Source organism: Streptomyces sp. Rer75 (genome assembly GCF_013414305.1).
Lineage (GTDB): Bacteria > Actinomycetota > Actinomycetes > Streptomycetales > Streptomycetaceae > Streptomyces > Streptomyces himastatinicus.
This window is the reverse complement of the sequence record NZ_CP058693.1, coordinates 1,942,292-1,962,611: the sequence shown is the minus strand read 5'-3', so window position 1 is coordinate 1,962,611 and position 20,320 is coordinate 1,942,292. Positions and strand designations below refer to the sequence as shown.

The following is a 20,320-nucleotide window of genomic DNA, read 5'->3' as shown; positions in this document are numbered from 1 at the left end:
GAAGGTTGGGGAAAGGCGGCTGATCAGTCGGTGAGCTTGAGGGCCTGCCGGAAGGACAGCTTTCCGCCGGTCTGCATCAGGGCCCGGCGGTAGATTCGCTCACTGAGCCCCACCACTCCGGCTGCGGCGAACAGCGATATCAGCATCGAAACGATCGGCTCCCACCAGGAGACGTCTCCGCCGATGATGCGGATCGGCATGGTGATCGTCGACGTGAGCGGAACGTAGGACAGGACGGTCTGCGCGGTGCCCGAGGCGGTGATCCCTGCGATGAGGACCAGGGCGGCCACCATGTTTACCGGGGTGGTGGTGGACTGAATGTCCTCGCTGCGGCCGGCGATCGCCCCTGCCGCGGCGAATACACAGGCCAGCACCGCGATGCCGACCAGGTAGTACGCGAGGAACCAACTCAGGCCAACGGTGATTTGGGACAGCACATCATGGTGGCCAGTGGCGATCAGGCCTATGGCGCCCGCGGCGCTGAACGCGGCCATCTGCACGAGAGCGAGCATGGTGTGTCCGACGATCTTGCCGATGAGCAGGTCGCGCAGCCGGATGGAGGACGCGATGATTTCGACGATGCGGTTCTGCTTCTCTTCCACGATGCTCGTGGCCAGCGCGACGCCGAGCATCACCGCGGCGAGATAGAACAGGAAGCCGAAAAAGAACGTGGCCATGCGGACTACGCTCTCAGGCGTGCTCTCCGGGGAGAGCAGCTTGTGACCGAGCGCCGAATCCTTCGTGAGCGTGCCCAGGCTCGTTCCAGCATTGGAGGCGTTGTCGGCCATGGCTGTGTTCTGCACCGCGGCGCCGAGCCAGGTGGCAGCGGTGTCGTCGATGCCGGTGTCGCCCACCAGCAGCCACCCCTCGGCAGAGGGGACCAGGCCGGCGTCCGCCTTCCCTGAGGTCACCGCCGACTCCACGGCCTCTTGGGAGGACTCCTGGTGAAATTTGATTGTCACATCCTGGTCCGCCCGGTCAGCCAACGCTTGGGCCTGGCGGACGATCTGTGTGCTGCGGGTGCCCGTGGCGGCGATGGTGACCTTCCCGGCGGTGGAGGCCAGGTACACCTGAAGACCGATCGCCCCGACGATCAGGGCCAGCGTGACCAGGGTGGAGACGAGGAACCCCCGGTCACGTAACTTGACAGCTATTTCGCGGGCGGTGACGATACGCCATGCACCGACAGGCCGTGCACCGGTTTGTGCTGGATGGGCCGTGGCCGGGTTGGTGCGGGCCTCGGCGTCGCGGACAGAGGTGCTCATGCGTTCGTCATCTCCCTGAAAACATCGGACACGCTGGGAACGATCTCGCCGAACTCCCGTACGCTCCCGCGGCGCAGCGCCTCGGCCAGCAACCGGTCGACCACGCCGTCATCGTCGAGCTGCAGCAGCACACCACCGCCCTCATCGTTCTCGCTGATGACGGTGACGCCGGTGAAGGTATGCAGCCAGCCGGTCGGCCCGGACATGGCGAGACGGTGCCGAACAGTGCCGCGACGCCGCAGCTCGTGCGCGGATCCCTGCGCCAGAACCCTGCCCCTATCCAGGAAAACCAGGTCGTCGCAGAGCCGTTCCACTAAATCGAGCTGGTGCGAGGAGAACAGCACCGGCACCCCTCGCCGGATGTACTCGCGCAGCACCTCGACCATCGTGTCCACCGCGCGCGGGTCAAGACCGGAGAACGGCTCGTCCAACACGAGGAACTGGGGGTCGCCGATGAGGGCGGCGGCGATCTGGACCCGCTGCTGGTTGCCCAGCGACAGCGCCTCCAGACGGGCGGTGCTCCTCTCCGCCAGGCCCAGCCGGTCGATCAGCTCGCCGGCCGACCGCTGGGCCGACTGCGCGGACAGTCCGCGCAGTCGGCCGAGGTAGGTGAGCTGTCCTATGACGGTCTGCTTCGGATATAAGCCGCGCTCTTCGGGCATGTAACCGAACCGTCTGCGATCGTCGGCGGTGACCGGACGCCCGTCCCAGCGAATCGTGCCGTCGTGGACCGCCAACACACCCATGATCAAGCGCATGGTGGTGGTCTTCCCGGCCCCGTTCACGCCGACGAAGCCCGTCATCCGGCCTCCCTCGACGTAGAAGGAGGTCCGTTCGACGGCGGCACGGTCGCCGAAGTACCGCGTCACCTTGTCCAGTTCCAGCATCACTGTCGCTTTCGTCGTTGCGAGTCAGGGCAGGGGGTGCGGTCCCGCAGCCCGGTGGTCATTGTTCCCTGCCGCGCACCCGGTGCGCTGGGGTGCGCTGTCCACCCGGCGGAGGTTCCACGTCCATACGTGTCGCTCGTCCATGCGCAAGCCCTGGTATCCCGCCGGGATCACCTTGACGGCCCGCCAGCCCATGCCCCTGATGTGCGTGGACAAGCGGGGGGTTAGGTCGACCACCAGCGGATCCGCGCCGTCGGCAAGAACCGCGTCGGTCAGGTGCCGAAGTGTCACGTCGGTGGAACGCATCACCACATGGCCGGGCATGAACCCCTTTGCCCAGTCCGCGACGGACCTGTACGCCCGCGGGCTGAGCAGGTACCGGATCCGATCGTGCTCGCTGACCACCACCTCCGGTGTCGGAGCGTCGGTGCGGGACGTCTCGTCGAGAGCAGCCCTAACCTGCCATGCCTCTTGCAGGGCGCCGAGAATCGCCTGCTCAGGCCGTCCGGATGCCTTCATGCCGACCGCCGCCATCGCATTGGGACCGGGCGGGTCGAGCAGCACGACCACGACGCAGCACAATCCGGGTACAGCGGTGGGGATCCGCGCAATCACCGGGCTGATTGCTTGGCCGAGAGCGCGCTGCCACAACGAACGGAGCGGGCCCGCGGGCGCGTAGCCAAGCGCCTGTTCCGGGTGGGGCCAGGACGGCAAGCGCAGCTGCCGTGCCCAGGCTGTGGTGAAGGCATCGCGTTCGACGATCTCGACCAGGGCGGAGCGCAGAGCCGCGTCTGCGGTGGTTCCGGCAGCCGCTCCGGACGGACTCGGATCGAACAGGCCCTCCTCCTCGATGGCCGGCCAGTTCACCAGACTGGCGGGAACCAGGATGGCCGTGTCGTTACGAAGACATCGGGCCGGATACCACGTCAGCACCGTGGCATTGGCGTGTGGGGCGGCCAGAGCGTGCGCAGACGCATCCAGCGCCGGCAGAGTGAGGGAATCGATGGTGCCCCGGTAGGAGACCAGGCCGGGCAGCGGATGCAGGGCACGGCGTTCGACTGCCTCGCCCGCGCCACGTATGAGTACATCGGCGCGTGAGTGACCGCGGGCTCCCGCGATGAGTGCCGAGGGCGGTACCTCTCCCGTCGGCACGCCGGGCACCGGGTGGAGGGCGACCGCGCTGGACCACAGCAGGCCCGCGCCCTGCGGTGACTGGAGCGAGTACCGCTCCGCGACACCGGTGGAGGGATGAAGGGTACGGGGGATGTCGAGCATCACGCTGCCACCCCCACGGGGACCGGACGTGCCGAACGGAAAGGAAGGAGCGGCAGCATGTGCATGTCGTCGCGGACTAGGGAGGTGAGAGCGAGCAGGACTCCGGCGGATCCGGTGGCCAGATCGGTGGAGAGGCGGTAGCCGTGCTCGCCGAGCGTGTGGATCCGGCCCGGCTCCAGGGAGACGGCTTCCCAGCCGATAGCATCCAGGTGCAGCCGCATCTGCTCGGGGTCACGCCGGTCCAGGACGGTGAGGGAACCGGCGCGGCCGTGGAACAATCCGTTCGTCGAGGCCAGACGGCAACGGCTCATCTCCTGAAGCCACCGGCACGTCTGCTCCAGACTCGTGCCGGAGCGATAGGCGGTGATCTCGCGCGTGACGAGGGCAAGGCCGGCGGCGCCCGCGAGGCCCAGACCGAGACCGTCCGGATCGCCGGTGTCGAGCGGGATGGCGCCGAGATCCACGCGCAGCTCGGTCACCGCCTGATCCAGGTAGCGTTCGTCTCCGGTGCGTTCGAACAAGCGCAGCAGGAACAGGGCGTGTCCGGCACGGCCCTGGATCAGGCCCGCACGCCGGTGGTCCATACTCGTGCCGGTGATGCGATCGGCCAGGGCACGGCCCTCATCCAGCCATTTGTTACCGCCTTCGCGGTCGGCGAGATGCAGCGCGGTGAGCCCCAAACCAGACAGGCCCGAACCCAGCGACAGGTCGGTTCCTTCGGCCACCGTTAAGGCGCGCTCCATCACCTGCGCGGCCTCGCCCTGTCGCCCCAGCATATGGAGCGTGCAGGCGACTCCAGCGAGCCCGGTGAAGAAGCCGGGGCCGTCCAGCAGCGGGCGCCGGGCGTGGTCGGCGAGCCACTGAACATGCTCTGCTGGGACCTCATAGCCACACTGGTGGAGCGCCCACATGACTCCGGCAGCACCGTAGGCGAAGGTGATGCCACCTTCCGGTAACAGGAACTGCAACGCGTCACCGGGATAGAGGCGGTCGTCACGCTCAGGGGTTGCCGCATTGAGGATGGAAGCGGCCAGGGCGTCGCGTATCGCGGCACCGGGCATGTGCCCGGACTCTGGCCACGGCGCTGAGTAGTCCTGGGGGGAGCGCAAGGCGTCGCGGCCGAGCACCGATTTCACCCCGGTGGTGAAAGACACGGGGAGATCGAAGTTCTCGGCTGCTGCGTCGACGAGGGCGTGAACCTTTTCCACGCCCCACGGCACAACCTGCGGAAGCGGCATGAACAGTGTCAGCTTCAGGACGTTCAGCGCGAACAGGTCCACCTGCGTGCCGGTGAGGTGGCCGGGGGCATGGAAACCGAGCGCGCCCATCGCCTGCTGGTAGCCGTCCTCCGGTTTGGTGCAGGTCTCCATGTCGATGAACGCGATGGTGCCGTCTTCGCGGAGAAGGATGTTGCCGGGGTGCAGGTCGCCGAAGACGACGCCCCGCTCGTGCATCGCTGATACGCCGTCCTCCACCTGCTTGAGGATGTCCATCGCCCATGTCAGGTAGGCGGCACGTGCGGCCGGGCTGTCCTCGCCCGAGGCGAATGGGTGCTTGAACCTCAGGATGTCGACCAGCGGGCGGCCGTCGATGAACTCCCTTGCCAAAAAACGATGTTCGTGCCCCTGACGGTAGTCCACCACCGCTGGTATGCCAGGCAGGCCGGCGAGCTTCTGCAGAGCCCAGTGCTCGCGTTCCATCCGGGCGATCGCGTCGGCGCCGGAGGCGTCCAGGCCGGCCAGCGGGCGGGCTTCCTTCAACAGAACTTCACTGCCTGTGCGGGCGTCGACGGCACGGTAGACGCCACCACCGTTGGAGAAGTGCAGCGCCTTGTACACGCGGAACGGGAAGTCTCGCAACGTGCCCTGCTTGCGAGCCCGGTGAGCGTCCTGGAGAAAGTCCGGGATCGCCACCCACGCGGGCGGGCGGAACGAGGGTTTGCGCTCGTCCGGGACCAGCTCCCCGTCAGGGGTGCGAATGCCGGGAACGAGTTGCCCGTCCCTGGCGCGGGCCATCAGCAACACGAACCCGCCGTAGCGCACGTACAGAGGCCCCTTGCCCCACCGCAGGTCGCTAAGGATGTAGGGCGCGGGGGTACCGCCGATCAGCGCGTCCAGGTCGGTGAGGGTCTTCTCCAAGGCCTGCTCGTCGGGCGGGTAGATGGTGATGAACTTGCCGCTTGCCGTGCGGTCTCCGTACTTGCTTCCCCGCCGGGCCACGATCGCCTTGTTGTTGATGTACTTGTACATAAGGTCGTGCTCGACGCAATACGGGGCGACCACGTCCAGCAGGTCGGCCGCGTTGCCGGGCAGCGCCGAGACATGAATCTTCCATCCTTGGCCGGGGATGCCCGGATCTGGAGGCGTACACACGGTCCACTCACGGCCCCGCGCCACGGTCCATCCCTCGGCGGGGGTGCGGTCAGCGTGGAAGTCCTGGTCGGGCGCGTCTTCCTGGTCGGGTGCGTCGTAGAAGAAGGTGTCCTGGCGGATGAAATCGAGAAAGCGAAGATCGGTCACGGCAGGGCCTCAAAAATCTCAAGGGATGAACGGGGCGACATAAGTGCGGTACGCCACCTCCCACAGCGGCAAGCGTCCGGTGTCGACCTCGGCCGTTCCGAACGGCTCAGTGGGGGCCTGGCTGGTAGTGAGCCGGTAGCTGATCACTGGGGTCTCGGGCTCCGGACCGAGCGCGATGGGAAAGAACGCCGACACCGGAGCAGTCGTCCGTTTTCCGCCCTGCTGGCCGATGACCCCGTGTCCGGTGGACGGAGTGAGGATCAGGCCGTTGGTGCTCAGGGACACGGGTCGGCCCGGCTCGATGCGGCTCGCGTCCGAGCCCCGCATGAGGACCACATCGACTCCGCCGGCGCGTGTGACATAGGCGGCCGGGGTTGTGCAGGTGACCGGAAGGAACGCCACCGCGGAAGCCGCGGCGGCGAGCAGGGCGCCGACGAGGGTGACCCTCACCCTGGAGGCTCCGGAGCCCCGCACCTCTCCCACCAGGCGCCTGATGCCACGGCCGACGAGATAGAGCACGTAGCAGAAGGCCGAGGCAGCTAGGCATGCACCGACGAACCCGGCACGCTGCAGCAGCCCTATCCACAGCTTCAGCGCGGTCGACAGCAGGTACAGGGGGAAGGTCATGCATGCTAGCCCGTACCAGACGGTCCAGCTGCGGCCGGGTAGTTCCCGCCGGTAGGTACCGCCGAAGAGCAGACGTGCGACGCTGCGGCGTGCGTCCTTGATCGCCCTGTCCCGCAGGTAGGGGATATCCACGCGGCTCATCAGCGCGATGTATCCGTCCAGCTTGATCAGCGGCAGCAGGTTCAGCAGCCCGGTGATGTAGCTGCCGACGGCGAACAGCACCAGACACGTCTTCACGCCCCCGACATCGAGCGGCCACGCGGCCAGGGCGGATGCTCCGGCGAGGAACGTCTGCACCGCGGGTCCGGCGAGGGCGACGTGGACGCGCTGGCACCGTTCGGCAAGCCGCCACGAGTCCGAGACGTCGCAAAAGAACGTCGGCATCAGGTAGAACAGCATGATCCCGATACGGGACGGGCGACCGCCGTAGCGGATGAGAGTGAAGGCGTGCCCGAGTTCGTGCAGCGAGGTACCGGCGATCAGCCCGACGAGGAGACCCACATAGGCCAGCGGAGACAGGGGCTGGGACACGAGGTTGGTCACGTAGGGAGCCTGTACAGCCAGCACGACAAGACCGGCCAAGGCGGTCACGACGGAAGTGGCCGCGAGTCGGCGCCCCTTCCAGCGGGCCAGGGCCGGCTGAAGGGCCTGCATCGTCCGACCGGGGCTGAGCAGCGTGAGCTGCACGGTGAACGGCGGCACCAACTTGATGCGGGACGAGCGCTGCTTCTTTTTCGGCGTCTGCTCACCGCGGTCGAGCAGACGTAGCGCGTCGAAACGACCAACGGCATCAGTGACCAGTTCCGCGGTCCACGGGACGCCCATCGATCCGGCGAGGGCATCGATCGTGGTCTCGCCGTCCAGGCGCTGGGCCAGGGAGGCGACGGAGGCACTGACCCGGATGTAGCGGGGGCCATGCTGGATGACCCAGGAGCCACCGTCGCCCATGGGCGGGTGGACCTCTATGCCCGGTGCGAGCCGGGGCCGCTGCGCGTCCGGCAGGACCGGCGCGGTGGTAGTGCTCACGGTGGTGGCTCCTCGGAATGTACAGAGAAAGGGCGGCACTGTGCCCCGCCTCCGCCCGGCCCCTGGCTCAGGAGCGGGGCGGAGGCAGCGTCTACGGTTTCTCCGGAGATCCGGTGAGCGCAGGGACGCTCACCGAACGGCGGTCACCGTTGATCAGGTGAGGGCGATCGACGTGCCAACCGCGGAGGAGATGGTGGCGCCGATCGAGACGCCGGTCCAGAATCCGGGGGCCTCCAAGGCCTCCAGCTCCTGCATCTCCAGCTCCAGCGCCGGGGCTTCGTTCGTGATGTTCTCCATCGGAGGGTTCTCCTTCGTGAGAGGTGGATGAGTGGGATGCGGCACACGGCCGCGCTGTACCCGGCCCGCCCGAAGGCGCGAGGCAGGGTGCAGGGTTCAGGTGAGGCTCCAGGCCACGGAGACGACGGAGATGCCGACGCTGACACCGGCGCTGGTCGCCCAGCCCGGAGCCTCCAGGGCCTCCAGCTCCTGCATCTCCAGCTCCGAGATGGTCAGGTTCTGAAGCTCGACCTCGATGTGGTCCATGAACTTCTCCTTTTACGCGGCACCCGGTGTGATCACGCCTGGTGCGCTCGGATGGTGTGTTCCTCCGCATGCACACGGTCTGGTTCCGTGGGCGTGCGGTGGTCTGGTGGGCCGACGGTGCCGGGCGGGGACACGACACCGTCGGCAGTCGAGTAGGTGGCGTCCGTGAGGAGTCGGCGAATTTCCTGCGCGCGGACGCCGTCGAGGATGGGCAGGCCGGCCCCCCATGCGCGCATGATCCGCTCGGTGGTCTCCTCGACCTGACGGGTGCCGGCGTGCACGGTGCGTTCGATGCGCCAGGCGTCCATCAGCCGTTCCAGCCCAGTGACCGGATCCTGGCCGAAGTGTGGGAAGGTGCCGCGGATCACTGTCCACAGGCTGAGGATCCGGTCGGGGCTGCCGAGCCGGTCGTTCCCGGCCAGGCAGTGCCGCCACAGCACGGGCCACACGGCGGACACGGTGCGCATCTTGGCCAGTCCCAGCAAAGTTGAGAGCTCGTTGGCGATGCACCAGCACTTCACGGCATAGGGGCTGCGGCCGATATTGAGGTGGCCAATCTGGGATTGCGCACTCATCTCTGCGATACGCAGCCGCAGATCCGCGGGAATCGGATTCCCCGCGGCGCGCAGGCGGGCGACCTCGTCCCCCGCCTGGATAAGGCGTACGGCAAGGTCTTCGACAGCGGCATCCTGCTCCGGCAAGGGGGCCGGGTCACCGGTGTAGGGGCTGACGGTGCGGAACAGTGCCTCCAGGACGCCGTCGGCAACCAGGTCGGCGGGCAGCGTGTCGGTGGCCTCCGCAATCCACATCGCTTGGACCGGACGCAAGCATGATCCGGTGACCAAGAGCTTGTGGCCGGCGCGTTCGAAACAGGCCACGGTGCCCAGTTCGCTCCCGGTGCCCAAAGTAGTGGGTACGGCCAGGACTCGTACGCTGTTGCCAAGGTGGGGTGGCAGGAGGAGAAATCCGCTGCGCTGCGGCGCGGTGAGGTAGCGGTAAATGTCCGGCTGAATGGCTGACAGCGCGGTGAGCTTGGCAAAGTCGAGGGTGCTGCCGCCACCGATGGCGACGACCAGTTCGCGCGGCGCGAGCCGGGCAGCCAGCGACCGGATCGCCTCGGCATCCCGGTTGATCGGGAGGGTCACCACCCTGGAGGTGATGCCCGCGCTGCGGATTTGGTCGCGCACGCCTACGGTGACGGGCTGCCCGGTGAGGGCAGGATCGCAGATCATGGTGACGGCATCGGCCTCGTCACCGCGCAGCCACTCGGCAAGGGAGCCGATGGACCGCAGCGGTGCGGCTGGCAGCGTGAACGCCTGCCTGGCAGCTCGCGCGGCGGTGTCGGACATCAATATCGTCTCCTTGCCGGAACGGAAGGCCGTGAAAGGGTGCTCAGGGAGAGGACGGCTGCGCCCGGCCCGGCCGGTGGGCGCGGGCCGAGGCACAACCTGTGCGAAACAGATGGCGGCGTCAGGTCGCCGCGACGACGGACACGCTGACCACGGTGCCGATCGAAACGCCGGTCCAGAAGCCCGGGGCCTCCAGGGCCTCCAGCTCCTGCATCTCCAGCTCACAGGCGTCGATCTGCGGCTCCTCAGCAAGATTGCGGTCGGTCATGTTGCTCTCCTCCTCTCCACAGGGGTCGGGTTGGGGTAGCCAGAACCCGCGAGGTTCTGGAGTCTTCGAGGCGAAGGCTGGTCCCGCTCAGTGGCGTGCGGCGACGGCGGTCAGGGCATTCAGGCCCGTCTGGACGCAGGCCATCAGTTCGTCCGTCTCCGCGTCGGTCCACGTCAGAGCGGGGACGAGCTGGATGCCAGAGGGTCCGGGGTGCACGATTGCGCCCTCGTCGCGGATGCGGCCGACGAGCCATGCGACACCGGGCGGTGCGAGGCGGTGCCCACCGGGACCCCGCAGGTGCAGAGTTCGGAAGCAGCCCTGCCCGGTGGAGTGATTCACCAGAGGATGCTGATCCACCAGCTCATCGATGCGAGCGGCGAGGCGGTCGGCGACACGCCGACCCGAGACGACAGCATCGAGTCGCTGCATCTCGTTGATCGTCGCGCGAATCGCGGCGCACGAGACGGCCGTTCCGCCCTGGGTCTCCGCGTGCGTGAGAATGGCGTCGTGGCGGGTGAAAATCTCCGCGACCTGGTGGGAGAAGATGACCGCCGACGCGGGCATCGTGCCGTTCGTCAGCCCCTTCGAGGTGATCAACACGTCCGGTCGGCCCGGCCAGGTGTGAGAGGCGAAAAAGCTGCCGGTGCGGCCGAAGCCGGTCGCCACCTCGTCCGCGACGAGCAGGAACCCGGACCGATCGCGCAGCCGAAGCAGTTCCTCGATGTAATCCGCGCCGAGCGGGATCGTTCCGGTACCCAGGACAGGTTCGACCACGAGTGCGGCAACCTGACGGCCGATGCGCTGGATGAGGTCGCGCAGCTCGCCGATGTCGTTGGGATTGATGTGCCGGATCAGGCGCTGATCGACACCGTAGACACGCTGGCCCAACTCCTCGCCGGTCAAGGCGAACCCGCCGAATGTCAGGCCGTGGAAGCTACCGCGCAGAGCGACGATCAGGTTGCGCTCCGGGTGCCCGTCGAGGGCATGGTATTGGCGCACCAGCTTCATCGCCGCGTCGTTGGCGACGCCGCCGCCGGACGAGAACAACACGCGTGCGTAGTTTTCGGTGTCAGCTACAGCGAGCAGATCGGTTGCGGCACCGCGGGCGTAACTGTTCTCGAATCTGAACGCACCCAGGTAGGAGGCTTCCCTCGTGGCCTCGCCGATGGCATCCGCGATCACTGGGTTGCCGTAGCCGAGGTTGGCGTTCCACAGGCCGCTGTCGCCGTCGAGGACCGTGCTGCCGTCCGCGAAGGTGATGCGGTGGCCTGCGGCCTGCACCGCGCACTGCCGGTCACTGCCGTGCGCCGAGGGAGCGATCAGGTAGGGCCACAGGATGTTCCCGGTCATGCGCGCACCGCCTTGATCAGAACGACACGGTGCCGTTGCCCGACCGGGGTCAGCTCCCGCTGGTCGAGCGCGGTGAACCCGGCCTGATGAAGTTCCCTCTCGATGGTGGAGATGCTCATGCTGGGAACCTCGTCATGTGCCACGACCACGTGTCCGGTGGGCGGCGGATCAGCGGGAACGATGGTGACCGTACGGTGGGAGGCGCCCGTCGGCCAGTACTCGTACAGGTCGTACGGGGTACCGCTGGCACCGTGGGCACGCTGAACGACTTCGTCCGGGTCGCCGTCCCCGCCACGCTCCAGAACCGACACCAGGAACTGGCCGCCTTCGCTGAGACTGTCGGCGACACACCGGTAGAGGCCAGCCCGGCCAGATGAATCCAATAGGGACAGTGAAGTGGTGCCAAGCAGGACGTGGGCGAAACGCTGCCTCAGGGTGAAGCCAGACATGTCTGCCTGCACCACGGTGCACCGCTCGCGCACCCGCTCAGGTGTTCTGGCGAGCCGCTGAGTGAGCAGGCTGAGCATGTGCGGAGACATGTCCAGTGCCGTCACATCGCGGCCGAGTGCCAGCAGCGGGAGGGTGAAGCGCCCGGAGCCGGCGGCCAAGTCCAGCACCGGTCCGTCAAGGGTTCGAACTGCGATGATGATGTCTCGGATCTCGAAGCCGTCCGCCGCTGCGAGATCGTCGTACACGCCGGATCCGTCTTCGTCGTACAGGCCGCACAGGCGTGCCCGGTCACCGAGCTGCGCGACGCGCTCACCGGCTTGGCCCGGTAGAAAGGGAGTGGCCACAGGAGTCATCACGCCACCACCACGGGCTCGGGGAGCGGGACGCCCTGCTGGGTGAAGTAGTCGCGCACCTGCGACAACCGTTCGGCAGAGTCCGGATCGGCTGCCCCGGCCAGGAGGCATTCGACGGCCCCGGCGACGTCGCGGCTGACGCTGAACAGCCGCCCTGCGGCGGAGACATACGCCTCTTCTTCGGTGAACATCACCAGCGGAGCCTCGGCGTCCGTGACGTCCGGCCCTTCCAGGACGAGGCCGGGGACGAGCCGTACGCCGAACCCGGATACCTTCGGCTCGTGCGCACCCCGGGCGATCACCGAGCGCAGGGCACGTACCGCCGCGAGGTAGCGTCCCAGATACGGGCGTTCCCGGAGAGCCGCAGAGCGGTCCGGATCGCTGATCACTGCGGCCAAGGCAACAGCGCACGGCGCCGGGCTTGCGGCGTTGATCTCCTCGTAACGGGCTATCAGCGTGTCGAGACTGTCGCCGATCGTGCCCAGAACGGCTCCTCGGGGCGAGGTCGACCAGTTCCCGGCGCGGTCCGCGTACAACCTCGTCAGCGGGCCGTCGCCCGCCGGGCCGCCGCCGAGACCGGATGTGTCCGCGAGCAGCACGGACGGCGTGATCAGAAACTCGGGGAAGGCGCCCTCCTCGAGCGCACGGTCGGCGTCGCGCAGACAGGCGGCGAAGTCCTCGTTCGTGAAGAGGCGGACGATGGTGGGACCGAGGACCGTCATGTAGGCGCTGGAGGCGTAGTCCTGCGTCTGGAGGTAGAAGTCGTGTCCGAGAGCGAGTTCCGTGCCGGGTTCGTCGAGCGCCCCGTCATAGCCCACGACGGGGCCATCACTGGTTCGGGGGGCAAAGGCCACGGTGGAGTCTCCGATGACGCCGGAGGATACGGCGTCATCGAGGTGGGCGCGGTTGGCGAGGACAACCGTGGCTGCCTGCCCGGCAGGAACCCGGTCCGGGCGGACATGGCCCGAGCCCCACGACATGATGTGCTGTTTCGCGCGTCTGCGCGCGATGGTGTCCATCAAAGAACCTCTCGAAACAGGGCCCCGGCGGGCAACTGAAGCTCTACTGGTGCGCCTTGAGAATGGTGCGGAGGTCAGCCAGGGCCTCGGGAGAGCCGAACATCTTGTTGACACCCGTGGTGTTCAGGACGATCTCGTCGGCTCCGGCCTGCTGGTACGCGTCCAGACCCTTGAGAACATCATCGAGATCGCCAGTGACGAACCCCCCGGTGTCGACCACTGCGCGCGCCGCCTGGTGCACGTCGTTGCCGTCGCCGATGTCCGCGCCGGCCCGGCGGAGCATGTCCTGGTAGTGCGGTGCCTGGAGGTGGGCGAGGTTACTCGCCAGCGCCAACCGCTCGGGATCGGTCTCGTCCCGCCTCACCCCTACGGGCACCATCGCGATAATCCTCGGCCGACGGGTGCGTCCTGCCTTCTTCATCCCTTCCGCGACCGCTGGAACCAACACGTCCTTCAGATAGGACGGCGGGGTCAGCCAGGTGATGACGGCATCCGCGACCTCACCGGCGAGACGGGCCATGCCTGGCCTGAGCACACCGAGCCCCACATCGACCCGAGGGGCCACCGCCGGGGGAAGTTGGCCGGTCAGGGTGAATTCCGTCCCGTCACTCTGCACCAGTTCACCATCCAGCAGGCTGCGCACGGCGGTGACGTAAGCACGCGCCGTGTTGAGCGGGCTGGAGTAGGCGGAGCCAAGGATGTTCCGCTGGAACTGCACGGCTCCGGTCCCGAATCCCGCGGTGACCGGATGTCCCGTGGCCAGCGCCACCGAGCGGGCCTGCGTCGCTGCTTCGAAGGGGTTCCTCAGCGGCATCAGTGTCACCCCTAGCCCAGCCGGAACCCTGAAGCCCGCCCCCGCCACACCGACGAATGTCTGATGCGGTTCGAGCACCATCGACTGGCCCTGCCACAGCCGCGCCGCGCTAGTCCAATTGACCAGGCCGGCGAACGGCAGCACCTGCTCCAGACGGCGAGGAACGAACGGGATGAGAACTGACAGCTCAGTCACGGCGGGAGCCTCTTCTGTTTCTCGGCAGACACTCAACGGTCAGGAAGGCTGAACCGGATCAGCCCCAGTCGTTGGTCCGGCTAGGCTCGATGGCCGGAAAGGGCAGGTCTACCGGAGCGATGACCGCGCGGCCGGGCCACGGGGCCGACGCACCGTCGGCGGCGTACGTGACGCCGTGGGCCGCGAGGGCGAGCATTGCACCGGCCAGAAACGTTGCCGAGGAACGGCGTAAGGTTCTCACCACTTTGTTGCTGTTCACGATGTTCCCCCCTGATGGGCACATTACGTGGTCTCGTGTCTTCGGTCTCGTTCTTGCAAGGTCAACTCTGGCCGCTGCCAAGCCCTCAAACGAGATAAAAACCGTGCAGCTTCCGGAACCAGGACAGTGCAGGAAACGGCATCAGAACGGTGACCGATGCGCTGCGCAGCGTGAGTCGGTAATGCCGCGCCGGACCGTTGCGCGACCGCTACGTACAAGGTGCACGGCAGCTTCCAGCCTTTCCAGGCGAACAGGGAGCCCAATGCACCGGCTGCTTCGGCTTCTCGCCACGGGTGTCGGCGACCTCGATACGCAAGGTGCCGCGGGCTTCGACGCCCGTCACGGCAAACCGGAAGTCCCGGCCCGTACACGTTCGTGGAGCGCCGCGTTCGCGCCCCGCTTGGCGACGATCCGCTCGGCGCGTTCGGTGACGGGGGTGACACCGGGTCTTCTGCCAGCCGGACGGCTCCCCCTTGCGTCCACAAGGGGTGCTTGCCGAGCTGCGGCGGCGCGCCGCTGAGCTCGGTCTACCGCGGATCGGCGTGCACGACCTGCGGCACACGGCCGCCACCATCATGATCAGCTCACGGGTGCCGCTGGCCGTGATCTCCAAGACGCTGCGCCACTCGACACTGGCCACCACGGTCAACCTTTACGGCCACCTGCTCCTGTGCTTGCCGAATACTTAATCCGTGCAGGTCACGCGGCATGTCTGTACTCGTGGAGGATGCCGCCAAGGCGGTCGTGGCGTCGTATGTCGAGCTGGCTTAGCTTTTCGGGATCGTTGATTGGTGTGGGCAGTGGGTGTAGCGGTCGGGCGTTCGCGATGCCCTGGTGCGGTCGATGGGAGTTGTAGAACTCCTCGAACTCTCGTAGGGCGTGGAGGAGGTGGCGCTGGTTCCAGATCAGGGTCCGGTCCAGGAGCTCGTGTCTGCAGGTCTGCACCCACCTTTCCATGATTGAGTTCATTCTCGGTATCTGGATGCCGGTGAGGACGACCTCGATCCCCGTGTCCTTGAGGACAGCGTCGAACAGGGCGGGGAACTTCCCGTCCCTGTCCGGGATCATGAACCGTGCCCGGCAGCCGACGTCCTCGAGGTCCATGACCAGGTTCTTCGCAGCTTGCGTTACCCAGGAGGCTGCCGGGTGTGCGGTGGCGCCCAGGATCCGGAGGCGGCGACTGCTGTGTTCGATCACCGCGAGTACGTACATCCGCGTGCCGGACAAGGTGACCGTCTCAAAGAAGTCGCAGGCCAGGAGGGCGTCGGCTTGGGAGCGCAGGAAGTCGGCCCACGTGCTGGAACTCCGGTCGGGCGCTGGATCGACGCCCGCGTCCTTGAGGATCTTCCAGACGGTCGAGGCGGACACCTTCACGCCGAGTACGAGCAACTCACCGTGCAGACGCCTGTAGCCCCAGTTTGGATTCTCCCTCGCCAGACGCAGTACCAGAATCCGGATAGAGCGCACCGTACGAGGTCGGCCGGGTCGCTTGGGCCGCGATAAGGCGGCATGCCGGCGCCTGGCGAGGTCGCGATGCCAGCGCAGCACCGTGTCAGGACGCACGAGCAGCCGCACCCGCCGCAGGGCGGGTAACGGCAGCCGGTGCAGCAGCGCCGCCAGGAACGCCCGGTCGCTTGAGCTGAACCGGACTTTGCCCTTGCCGAGTTGGCGTTCCAGGACCGCGATCTGATGGCGCAGGACCAGGATCTCTACATCCTTGTCCCGGCCACTCATCGGCAGCAAACGCAGCACCGCGAAGGCATTCGTCACACCGAGGTAGGCCAGTCGTAGCAGCACGATCGATCATCATGACGCGTGGACCACCGGCTACGCGAGAGCGCCGACTCGAGCGACGGAGCCGACGACCGCCAGTCCGGGTGCATGCCTCCTACCAGGGCGGATGACATTCTCGGCAAGCGCAGGGCTCAGTCCGCCGGGGTGTGCTCACTCCGTCTGGCTCGGGCCTGGTGGAGGCGGACTTTGGTGCGGTTGCCGCAGCGGGACATCGAGCACCAGCGGCGGTTATGGGCGGGGGAGCGGTCCAGGAAGCGCAGGGCGCACGTGTCCGCGCCGCACACGCGTACGCGCCGGATCTCGGTCGACAGGAGCAGATCTACAGCGTCCTGCGCGATCAGTGCCAGCGCGGTCGCGGGATCAGGTGCCATGGTCGTGGTGCTGGCGGGCTCCAAGTGGCCGCCTTTGATGGCGATTTGCGGCGCCGGCCGGGGCGCCTCTGCTGCCGATTCGTTGAGCAGCACGACGTCGCTGGAGGAGGGCAGTCGGTCGTCGGAGACCGCGAGTACGGCCCGGTCGACCGCCTCGCGCAGCCGTCGGCCCGATGCCAGGACGGCGGCATCCACGGGATCCGGGATGCCCGGTGTGAGTAGTCCGGCCCGCTGAAGCCAGAGGGTGAGATCGCCCGGGTTCCGGAGCGTCTCCCCCGGCGTGGGTCGCCACCGGTGGCGGAGGGTGTTGGTGAAGTCCAAACAGACCCGCCCGCCGTCCCAGATCCACGTGTCGTCCGTTACCACGCCTTCATTCTGCACGTTAGGTTTAACCCCCTAAGAGGGTTAGTTCGTGCCCGGGAGGCGCATCCATGGGACAACCCACTGTGACCACAGGCGTGACGCAGGTGGACGGGGTCCGCCTGCACTACCTCCGAGCGGGATCCGGACCTCTGCTCGTCCTGCTCCACGGCTGGCCGCAGACCTCCGACTGCTGGCAGCCGGTGCTGGCGGATCTTGCCGCCGACCACACCGTTGTGGCACCCGACCTGCGTGGCTACGGCCTGAGCGACAAGCCCTCGACCGGATACGACAAGCGGCGGATGGCCGCCGACATGGCGGGCCTCGTCGAAGCACTCGGCTTCGAGACGACCGCCGTCGTGGGTCACGACCGGGGCGCCCGCGTGGGGCACCGCTGGGCGCTGGACCGCCCCGAGCAGGTGGAACGGCTGGCTGTGCTCGACATCGTGCCGACCCGGGAGATGTTCCGCCGGCTGGACGCCTCGCTCGCCTCCGGGTACTGGCACTGGCTGTTCCAGATGCAGCCTGACCTTCCCGAGCGGCTCGTGGGGCACGACATACGCGGGTATCTCGAGTACTTCTTCGAGCGGTGGACCTATAACCGGCACGGGCTGACACCCGAAGCGGTCGACGGATATGTCCGAGCCTTCTCCCGCCCGGGTGCCATGCGCGCGAGTTTCGACGACTACCGCGCCATGGAGCAGGACGTCGCCCTCGACGACATCGACGCCGCCGAGGGCCGCCTCCTCACCATGCCGGTACTGGCGCTCTGGGGTTCCGCAGGGCTGCCCTCCCGCCTGCCGACGCTGGAGATCTGGCGCGCCTACGCGGACGACGTCACCGGAGCAGAAATCCCGGAGTGCGGCCACTTCATCCCGGAAGAGCAACCGGAGGCGCTGTTGGGCCATTTGCGGTCGTTCCTGGCCGACGAGGCGAGTCGGTGACCCTGCCACCGTGACGAGAGCGGCGCCCCTGCGGGTCCACAGTCTCACTGGCCGGCCGGGGCAAGTCGTCCGAGCAGCCACCCGAACCGAGGGGCGGCCCAGTTGCTTCCGGTTGGGCCGCCACTCAGTCAGATCCTGGCCGAGACCGGGACACCCGCCGAAGCGTCCCCCGCGGCCGCGCTGTCGGATATGCGCTGCCTGGGCATCCAGGCTCGGCGCGCGGTGAATCTCAGGAAGCCGCGACGTGGGCAGCGCGCAAGGAGGCTTTGTCGATCTTCCCGACCGCGTTCTTCGCTATGGCCTCTACCACGAAGAACCCGGTCGGACGCTTAAAGCTGGTGAGGCTGCGCGCACAGAGCTCCCGCAGCGCCGTCAGATCGACGGTCACGCCTGGTCGCGGCTGTATGTAGGCCACGACCACCTCTCCCCACTTCTCGTCGGGTACGCCGATCACGGCGGCTTCGAGCACCGACGGGTCGCCTGTGAGGACGTCCTCGATTTCCTTGGGGTAGATGTTCTCCCCACCACGGATGATCATGTCCTTCGAGCGCCCGACCAGGGTCAGATAGCCCTCGGCGTCGAGGTGACCCACATCGCCCGTGTGCAACCAGCCATCGACGATGACTCTGGCCGTTTCCTCAGGGCGGCCGAGATAGCCACGCATGACGTTGGGGCCCTTCACGAGGACCTCACCGTCCGTGCCCGGCCCCACCTCGGTACCTTTGGCGTCGACGATCCGAATCTCCTGGCCGGGGAAGGGAAGTCCCACGGTGCCGGCACGTCGCGGGCCCGCGACGGGGTTGATGGTGGACCCGCAGGTTCCTTCGGACAGGCCGTACCCCTCGACAAGAGGGAACCCGTACCGGGCTTCGAACCGGTTCAGCAGCTCGGCGGAGGCAGGTGCGGCGCCACAGACTCCGAACCTCAGCGACGATGTGTCGGGCCGCACGTCGTCCGGGAGCGCAGCGAGCATGCCGTAGATCGTCGGCACGGCGCTGAAGAAGGTGGGGCGCTCCTGCTCGACGAGGTCGAAGAAGCTGTGTGGGTCGAACCGGCGGCCCGCGATGACGACGCTCGCCCCCACGAGAAGAGGCGTGAGAATGCTGACTACGATGCCGTTGACGTGGAAGAGCGGCAGGATCAGCAGGCACCGGTCGGCGGGCCCGATGTCCAGGGACAGGCGGCCCATCTCCGTCATGGCGTCGATATTGGCGTGGTCCAGCATCACGCCCTTGGGCATCCCGGTGGTGCCGCTGGTGTATATGAGAAGAGCCAGCGCGGACGAGTCCACATGCGGTGCGTGATCCGATCTCACCCCTTCCTTGTGCAGTGCGCCGACGGCGAGTACGGCAGCACCGTCCGTGACGGGCGCCTCGCGGTCTTCGACCACCAGCAGACGCGCACCGGAGTCCTTGACCTGTCGGTCCACCTCGACGTCGGTCATGCTCGGGTTGACCGGCGTGATGGTGGCGCCGATCCGCCAGGCGGCGAACAACAGCAGCACGAACTCGATGCGGTTCGTCAGCTTGAGGGCCACGACATCGCCGGGACCGATGCCGAGGTCCTGGAGCTGACGCGCTGCCGCACGGACGCGGTCCAGCAACTGAGTGTTGGTGAGTGACTGGCGCCCGTCCGAGACCGCTGCCCCATCGGGGTCGAGAGCGGCGCGACGGTCGGGCAGTGAAGCGAAGTTCATGGCGGGCGTACCCATCTCGGTGTTATGCGATCCGGTCAAGGAGTCGATGCCGGCGCGGGTTGCAACTGCCGGGTGAGGAACTCGATCTGGTCGCGGACCAGGGCCTCGAAGGTCTCGCCGGTGTAGAAGTCGAAGTGGCCGGCGTCGTACCTCTTGATCTCTCCCCGAGGTGCGGTGCGCGCGTACCGGAGGGTCTGTGCGGGAGGCGTGACGGAGTCGGTGTTGCTGACGCAGAAGAGGATCGGCATGGCGACCTTCTTCGCCGCACGCCCAGGCCGGTAGGTGGCGATGGTCGGAATGACCCGTGCCGCCACCTCGTTGCGGAACGTCGTCCCCGTCGGTTGCAGCGCCTGATATCCGGGCAGGGCGTCCGGAGCGTTCATGAGGGCCGGCGAACCGGGGGCGGAGGCGATGGGAACCATCGCGGGTGCCTTGCCGCGCACTCTGGCCGCCATGTCCCGAGCGAGCACGGGGGTCATCCTGAGCGAGGCGACCGGGCCGAGCGCGAGCGCGGAGGCGAGACCATCGGTGAACGGGCACTGGGACACGGCCGCGCGCAGTTCGGGATGCCGAGAGGCGACGGTGATGGCGTGGCCTCCGCCGAAGGAGCTGCCCCACACCGCGATGCGGGAGCGGTCGATGTCAGGGCGGGCCTTGACGTAGGCGATGGCGGTGTCCCAGTCGGCGAGTTGACGCTTGATCGACAGGAGCTGGCGCGGGTGGCCGCCGCTGTCGCCGAAGTGCCGGTAGGTGAAGGCCACGGCGGCGATGCCGGCCTGAGCGAAACGCTCGGCGAAGGCGTCCAGGCGCATCTCGCGGGTGGCGCCGAGGCCGTGCCCGAGGATGACGACGGGCGGGGAGGTGACGCCGGTCGGGAGGTAGAGCCATCCGGCACAGGTGCTGTCGCCGGAGGGGAAGGTGATGTCGTGGCGGGTGAAGGAGTGCGCAGTGGTCAT

At 67.5% G+C, this 20,320-nt stretch carries 19 protein-coding genes and 1 pseudogene; 2 read left to right on the top strand and 18 right to left on the bottom strand.

The features are described from left to right. Window positions 1-23 precede the first annotated feature (23 nt). The 14 genes from HYQ63_RS07820 to HYQ63_RS07755 form a co-directional block, all read right to left on the bottom strand. Complete coding sequence (locus tag HYQ63_RS07820) at window positions 24-1,265, bottom strand: ABC transporter permease (RefSeq protein ID WP_179933177.1); 1,242 nt, start codon at window positions 1,263-1,265, stop codon at window positions 24-26. Further along, window positions 1,262-2,152, bottom strand: coding sequence for an ABC transporter ATP-binding protein (locus tag HYQ63_RS07815; protein WP_179933176.1), 891 nt, complete (start codon window positions 2,150-2,152; stop codon window positions 1,262-1,264). The genes HYQ63_RS07820 and HYQ63_RS07815 overlap by 4 nt, the downstream gene beginning before the upstream one ends. Window positions 2,153-2,176: 24 nt before the next feature. Further along, window positions 2,177-3,427 carry a YcaO-like family protein gene (locus tag HYQ63_RS07810; RefSeq protein WP_257232579.1) on the bottom strand — a complete coding sequence of 417 codons (1,251 nt, stop codon included), beginning with the start codon at window positions 3,425-3,427 and terminating at the stop codon, window positions 2,177-2,179. Further along, complete coding sequence (lanKC, locus tag HYQ63_RS07805; protein ID WP_179933174.1) at window positions 3,427-5,946, bottom strand: class III lanthionine synthetase LanKC; 2,520 nt, start codon at window positions 5,944-5,946, stop codon at window positions 3,427-3,429. Before lanKC ends, HYQ63_RS07810 begins: the two co-directional genes overlap by 1 nt. An 18-nt stretch (window positions 5,947-5,964) precedes the next feature. Beyond that, window positions 5,965-7,599 carry a daptide biosynthesis intramembrane metalloprotease gene (gene mpaP / locus HYQ63_RS07800; protein WP_306664877.1) on the bottom strand — a complete coding sequence of 545 codons (1,635 nt, stop codon included), beginning with the start codon at window positions 7,597-7,599 and terminating at the stop codon, window positions 5,965-5,967. A 153-nt stretch (window positions 7,600-7,752) separates the two neighbouring features. Then, entirely contained in the window at window positions 7,753-7,896 is a 144-nt protein-coding gene (locus HYQ63_RS07795; protein ID WP_179933172.1) for a daptide-type RiPP, read from the bottom strand. Between the two features lie 96 nt (window positions 7,897-7,992). Continuing rightward, window positions 7,993-8,142, bottom strand: a complete 150-nt coding sequence (locus HYQ63_RS07790; RefSeq protein WP_179933171.1) for a daptide-type RiPP — start codon at window positions 8,140-8,142, stop codon at window positions 7,993-7,995. Between the two features lie 32 nt (window positions 8,143-8,174). After that, the gene (gene mpaC / locus HYQ63_RS07785) at window positions 8,175-9,491 is read right to left on the bottom strand and encodes a daptide-type RiPP biosynthesis dehydogenase (protein ID WP_179933170.1); all 1,317 of its coding nucleotides are present in this window, start codon (window positions 9,489-9,491) and stop codon (window positions 8,175-8,177) included. Window positions 9,492-9,612: 121 nt separating this feature from the next. Next, window positions 9,613-9,759 carry a daptide-type RiPP gene (locus HYQ63_RS07780; RefSeq protein ID WP_179933169.1) on the bottom strand — a complete coding sequence of 49 codons (147 nt, stop codon included), beginning with the start codon at window positions 9,757-9,759 and terminating at the stop codon, window positions 9,613-9,615. A gap of 87 nt (window positions 9,760-9,846) precedes the next feature. Continuing rightward, window positions 9,847-11,109 (bottom strand): daptide-type RiPP biosynthesis aminotransferase, encoded by a 1,263-nt coding sequence (gene mpaD, locus HYQ63_RS07775; RefSeq protein WP_179933168.1) that lies wholly within the window; start codon window positions 11,107-11,109, stop codon window positions 9,847-9,849. Then, entirely contained in the window at window positions 11,106-11,912 is an 807-nt protein-coding gene (gene mpaM, locus HYQ63_RS07770; RefSeq protein WP_179933167.1) for a daptide-type RiPP biosynthesis methyltransferase, read from the bottom strand. Before mpaM ends, mpaD begins: the two co-directional genes overlap by 4 nt. Continuing rightward, entirely contained in the window at window positions 11,912-12,931 is a 1,020-nt protein-coding gene (mpaB, locus tag HYQ63_RS07765) for a daptide biosynthesis RiPP recognition protein (protein ID WP_179933166.1), read from the bottom strand. The genes mpaM and mpaB overlap by 1 nt, the downstream gene beginning before the upstream one ends. A gap of 43 nt (window positions 12,932-12,974) precedes the next feature. Next, window positions 12,975-13,940, bottom strand: a complete 966-nt coding sequence (locus HYQ63_RS07760; protein WP_179933165.1) for an LLM class flavin-dependent oxidoreductase — start codon at window positions 13,938-13,940, stop codon at window positions 12,975-12,977. A 58-nt stretch (window positions 13,941-13,998) separates the two neighbouring features. Next, window positions 13,999-14,199: a hypothetical protein gene (locus HYQ63_RS07755; RefSeq protein ID WP_179933164.1), complete on the bottom strand. Its 201-nt coding sequence runs from the start codon at window positions 14,197-14,199 to the stop codon at window positions 13,999-14,001. 458 nt (window positions 14,200-14,657) lie between these two features. Here HYQ63_RS07755 and HYQ63_RS07750 point away from each other — a divergent pair. Beyond that, window positions 14,658-14,888, top strand: a pseudogene (locus HYQ63_RS07750) (tyrosine-type recombinase/integrase); the annotation flags it as partial. 10 nt (window positions 14,889-14,898) lie between these two features. On the opposite strand, the gene HYQ63_RS07745 reads toward HYQ63_RS07750, so the two are convergent. Together HYQ63_RS07745 and HYQ63_RS07740 are read right to left on the bottom strand one after the other, a co-directional pair. Further along, on the bottom strand, window positions 14,899-15,996 hold the full coding sequence (locus HYQ63_RS07745; protein WP_179933162.1) for a helix-turn-helix domain-containing protein: 1,098 nt from the start codon (window positions 15,994-15,996) through the stop codon (window positions 14,899-14,901). A gap of 128 nt (window positions 15,997-16,124) precedes the next feature. Then, window positions 16,125-16,730 carry an ABATE domain-containing protein gene (locus HYQ63_RS07740; protein WP_179933161.1) on the bottom strand — a complete coding sequence of 202 codons (606 nt, stop codon included), beginning with the start codon at window positions 16,728-16,730 and terminating at the stop codon, window positions 16,125-16,127. A 65-nt stretch (window positions 16,731-16,795) separates the two neighbouring features. On the opposite strand from HYQ63_RS07740, the gene HYQ63_RS07735 reads away from it, so the two are divergent. Then, window positions 16,796-17,668 (top strand): alpha/beta fold hydrolase, encoded by an 873-nt coding sequence (locus tag HYQ63_RS07735; RefSeq protein WP_179933160.1) that lies wholly within the window; start codon window positions 16,796-16,798, stop codon window positions 17,666-17,668. Window positions 17,669-17,897: 229 nt separating this feature from the next. Here HYQ63_RS07735 and HYQ63_RS07730 read toward each other — a convergent pair whose 3' ends face one another. After that, a complete protein-coding gene (locus tag HYQ63_RS07730) occupies window positions 17,898-19,379 on the bottom strand; it encodes a class I adenylate-forming enzyme family protein (RefSeq protein WP_257231710.1) in 1,482 nt (493 codons plus the stop codon). Between the two features lie 20 nt (window positions 19,380-19,399). Then, window positions 19,400-20,320 carry an alpha/beta hydrolase gene (locus HYQ63_RS07725; protein WP_179933159.1) on the bottom strand — a complete coding sequence of 307 codons (921 nt, stop codon included), beginning with the start codon at window positions 20,318-20,320 and terminating at the stop codon, window positions 19,400-19,402.

Bases quoted from the DNA above. Each gene is read 5' to 3' on its own strand.
- HYQ63_RS07730 (WP_257231710.1), bottom strand. From the start codon at position 19,379: ATGGGTACGCCCGCCATGAACTTCGCTTCACTGCCCGACCGTCGCGCC.
- HYQ63_RS07810 (WP_257232579.1), bottom strand. From the start codon at position 3,427: ATGCTCGACATCCCCCGTACCCTTCATCCCTCCACCGGTGTCGCGGAG.
- mpaM (WP_179933167.1), bottom strand. From the start codon at position 11,912: ATGACTCCTGTGGCCACTCCCTTTCTACCGGGCCAAGCCGGTGAGCGC.
- mpaD (WP_179933168.1), bottom strand. From the start codon at position 11,109: ATGACCGGGAACATCCTGTGGCCCTACCTGATCGCTCCCTCGGCGCAC.
- HYQ63_RS07790 (WP_179933171.1), bottom strand. From the start codon at position 8,142: ATGGACCACATCGAGGTCGAGCTTCAGAACCTGACCATCTCGGAGCTG.
- mpaC (WP_179933170.1), bottom strand. From the start codon at position 9,491: ATGTCCGACACCGCCGCGCGAGCTGCCAGGCAGGCGTTCACGCTGCCA.
- mpaB (WP_179933166.1), bottom strand. From the start codon at position 12,931: ATGGACACCATCGCGCGCAGACGCGCGAAACAGCACATCATGTCGTGG.
- HYQ63_RS07780 (WP_179933169.1), bottom strand. From the start codon at position 9,759: ATGACCGACCGCAATCTTGCTGAGGAGCCGCAGATCGACGCCTGTGAG.
- HYQ63_RS07735 (WP_179933160.1), top strand. From the start codon at position 16,796: ATGGGACAACCCACTGTGACCACAGGCGTGACGCAGGTGGACGGGGTC.
- HYQ63_RS07725 (WP_179933159.1), bottom strand. From the start codon at position 20,320: ATGACCACTGCGCACTCCTTCACCCGCCACGACATCACCTTCCCCTCC.
- HYQ63_RS07820 (WP_179933177.1), bottom strand. From the start codon at position 1,265: ATGAGCACCTCTGTCCGCGACGCCGAGGCCCGCACCAACCCGGCCACG.
- HYQ63_RS07795 (WP_179933172.1), bottom strand. From the start codon at position 7,896: ATGGAGAACATCACGAACGAAGCCCCGGCGCTGGAGCTGGAGATGCAG.
- HYQ63_RS07815 (WP_179933176.1), bottom strand. From the start codon at position 2,152: ATGCTGGAACTGGACAAGGTGACGCGGTACTTCGGCGACCGTGCCGCC.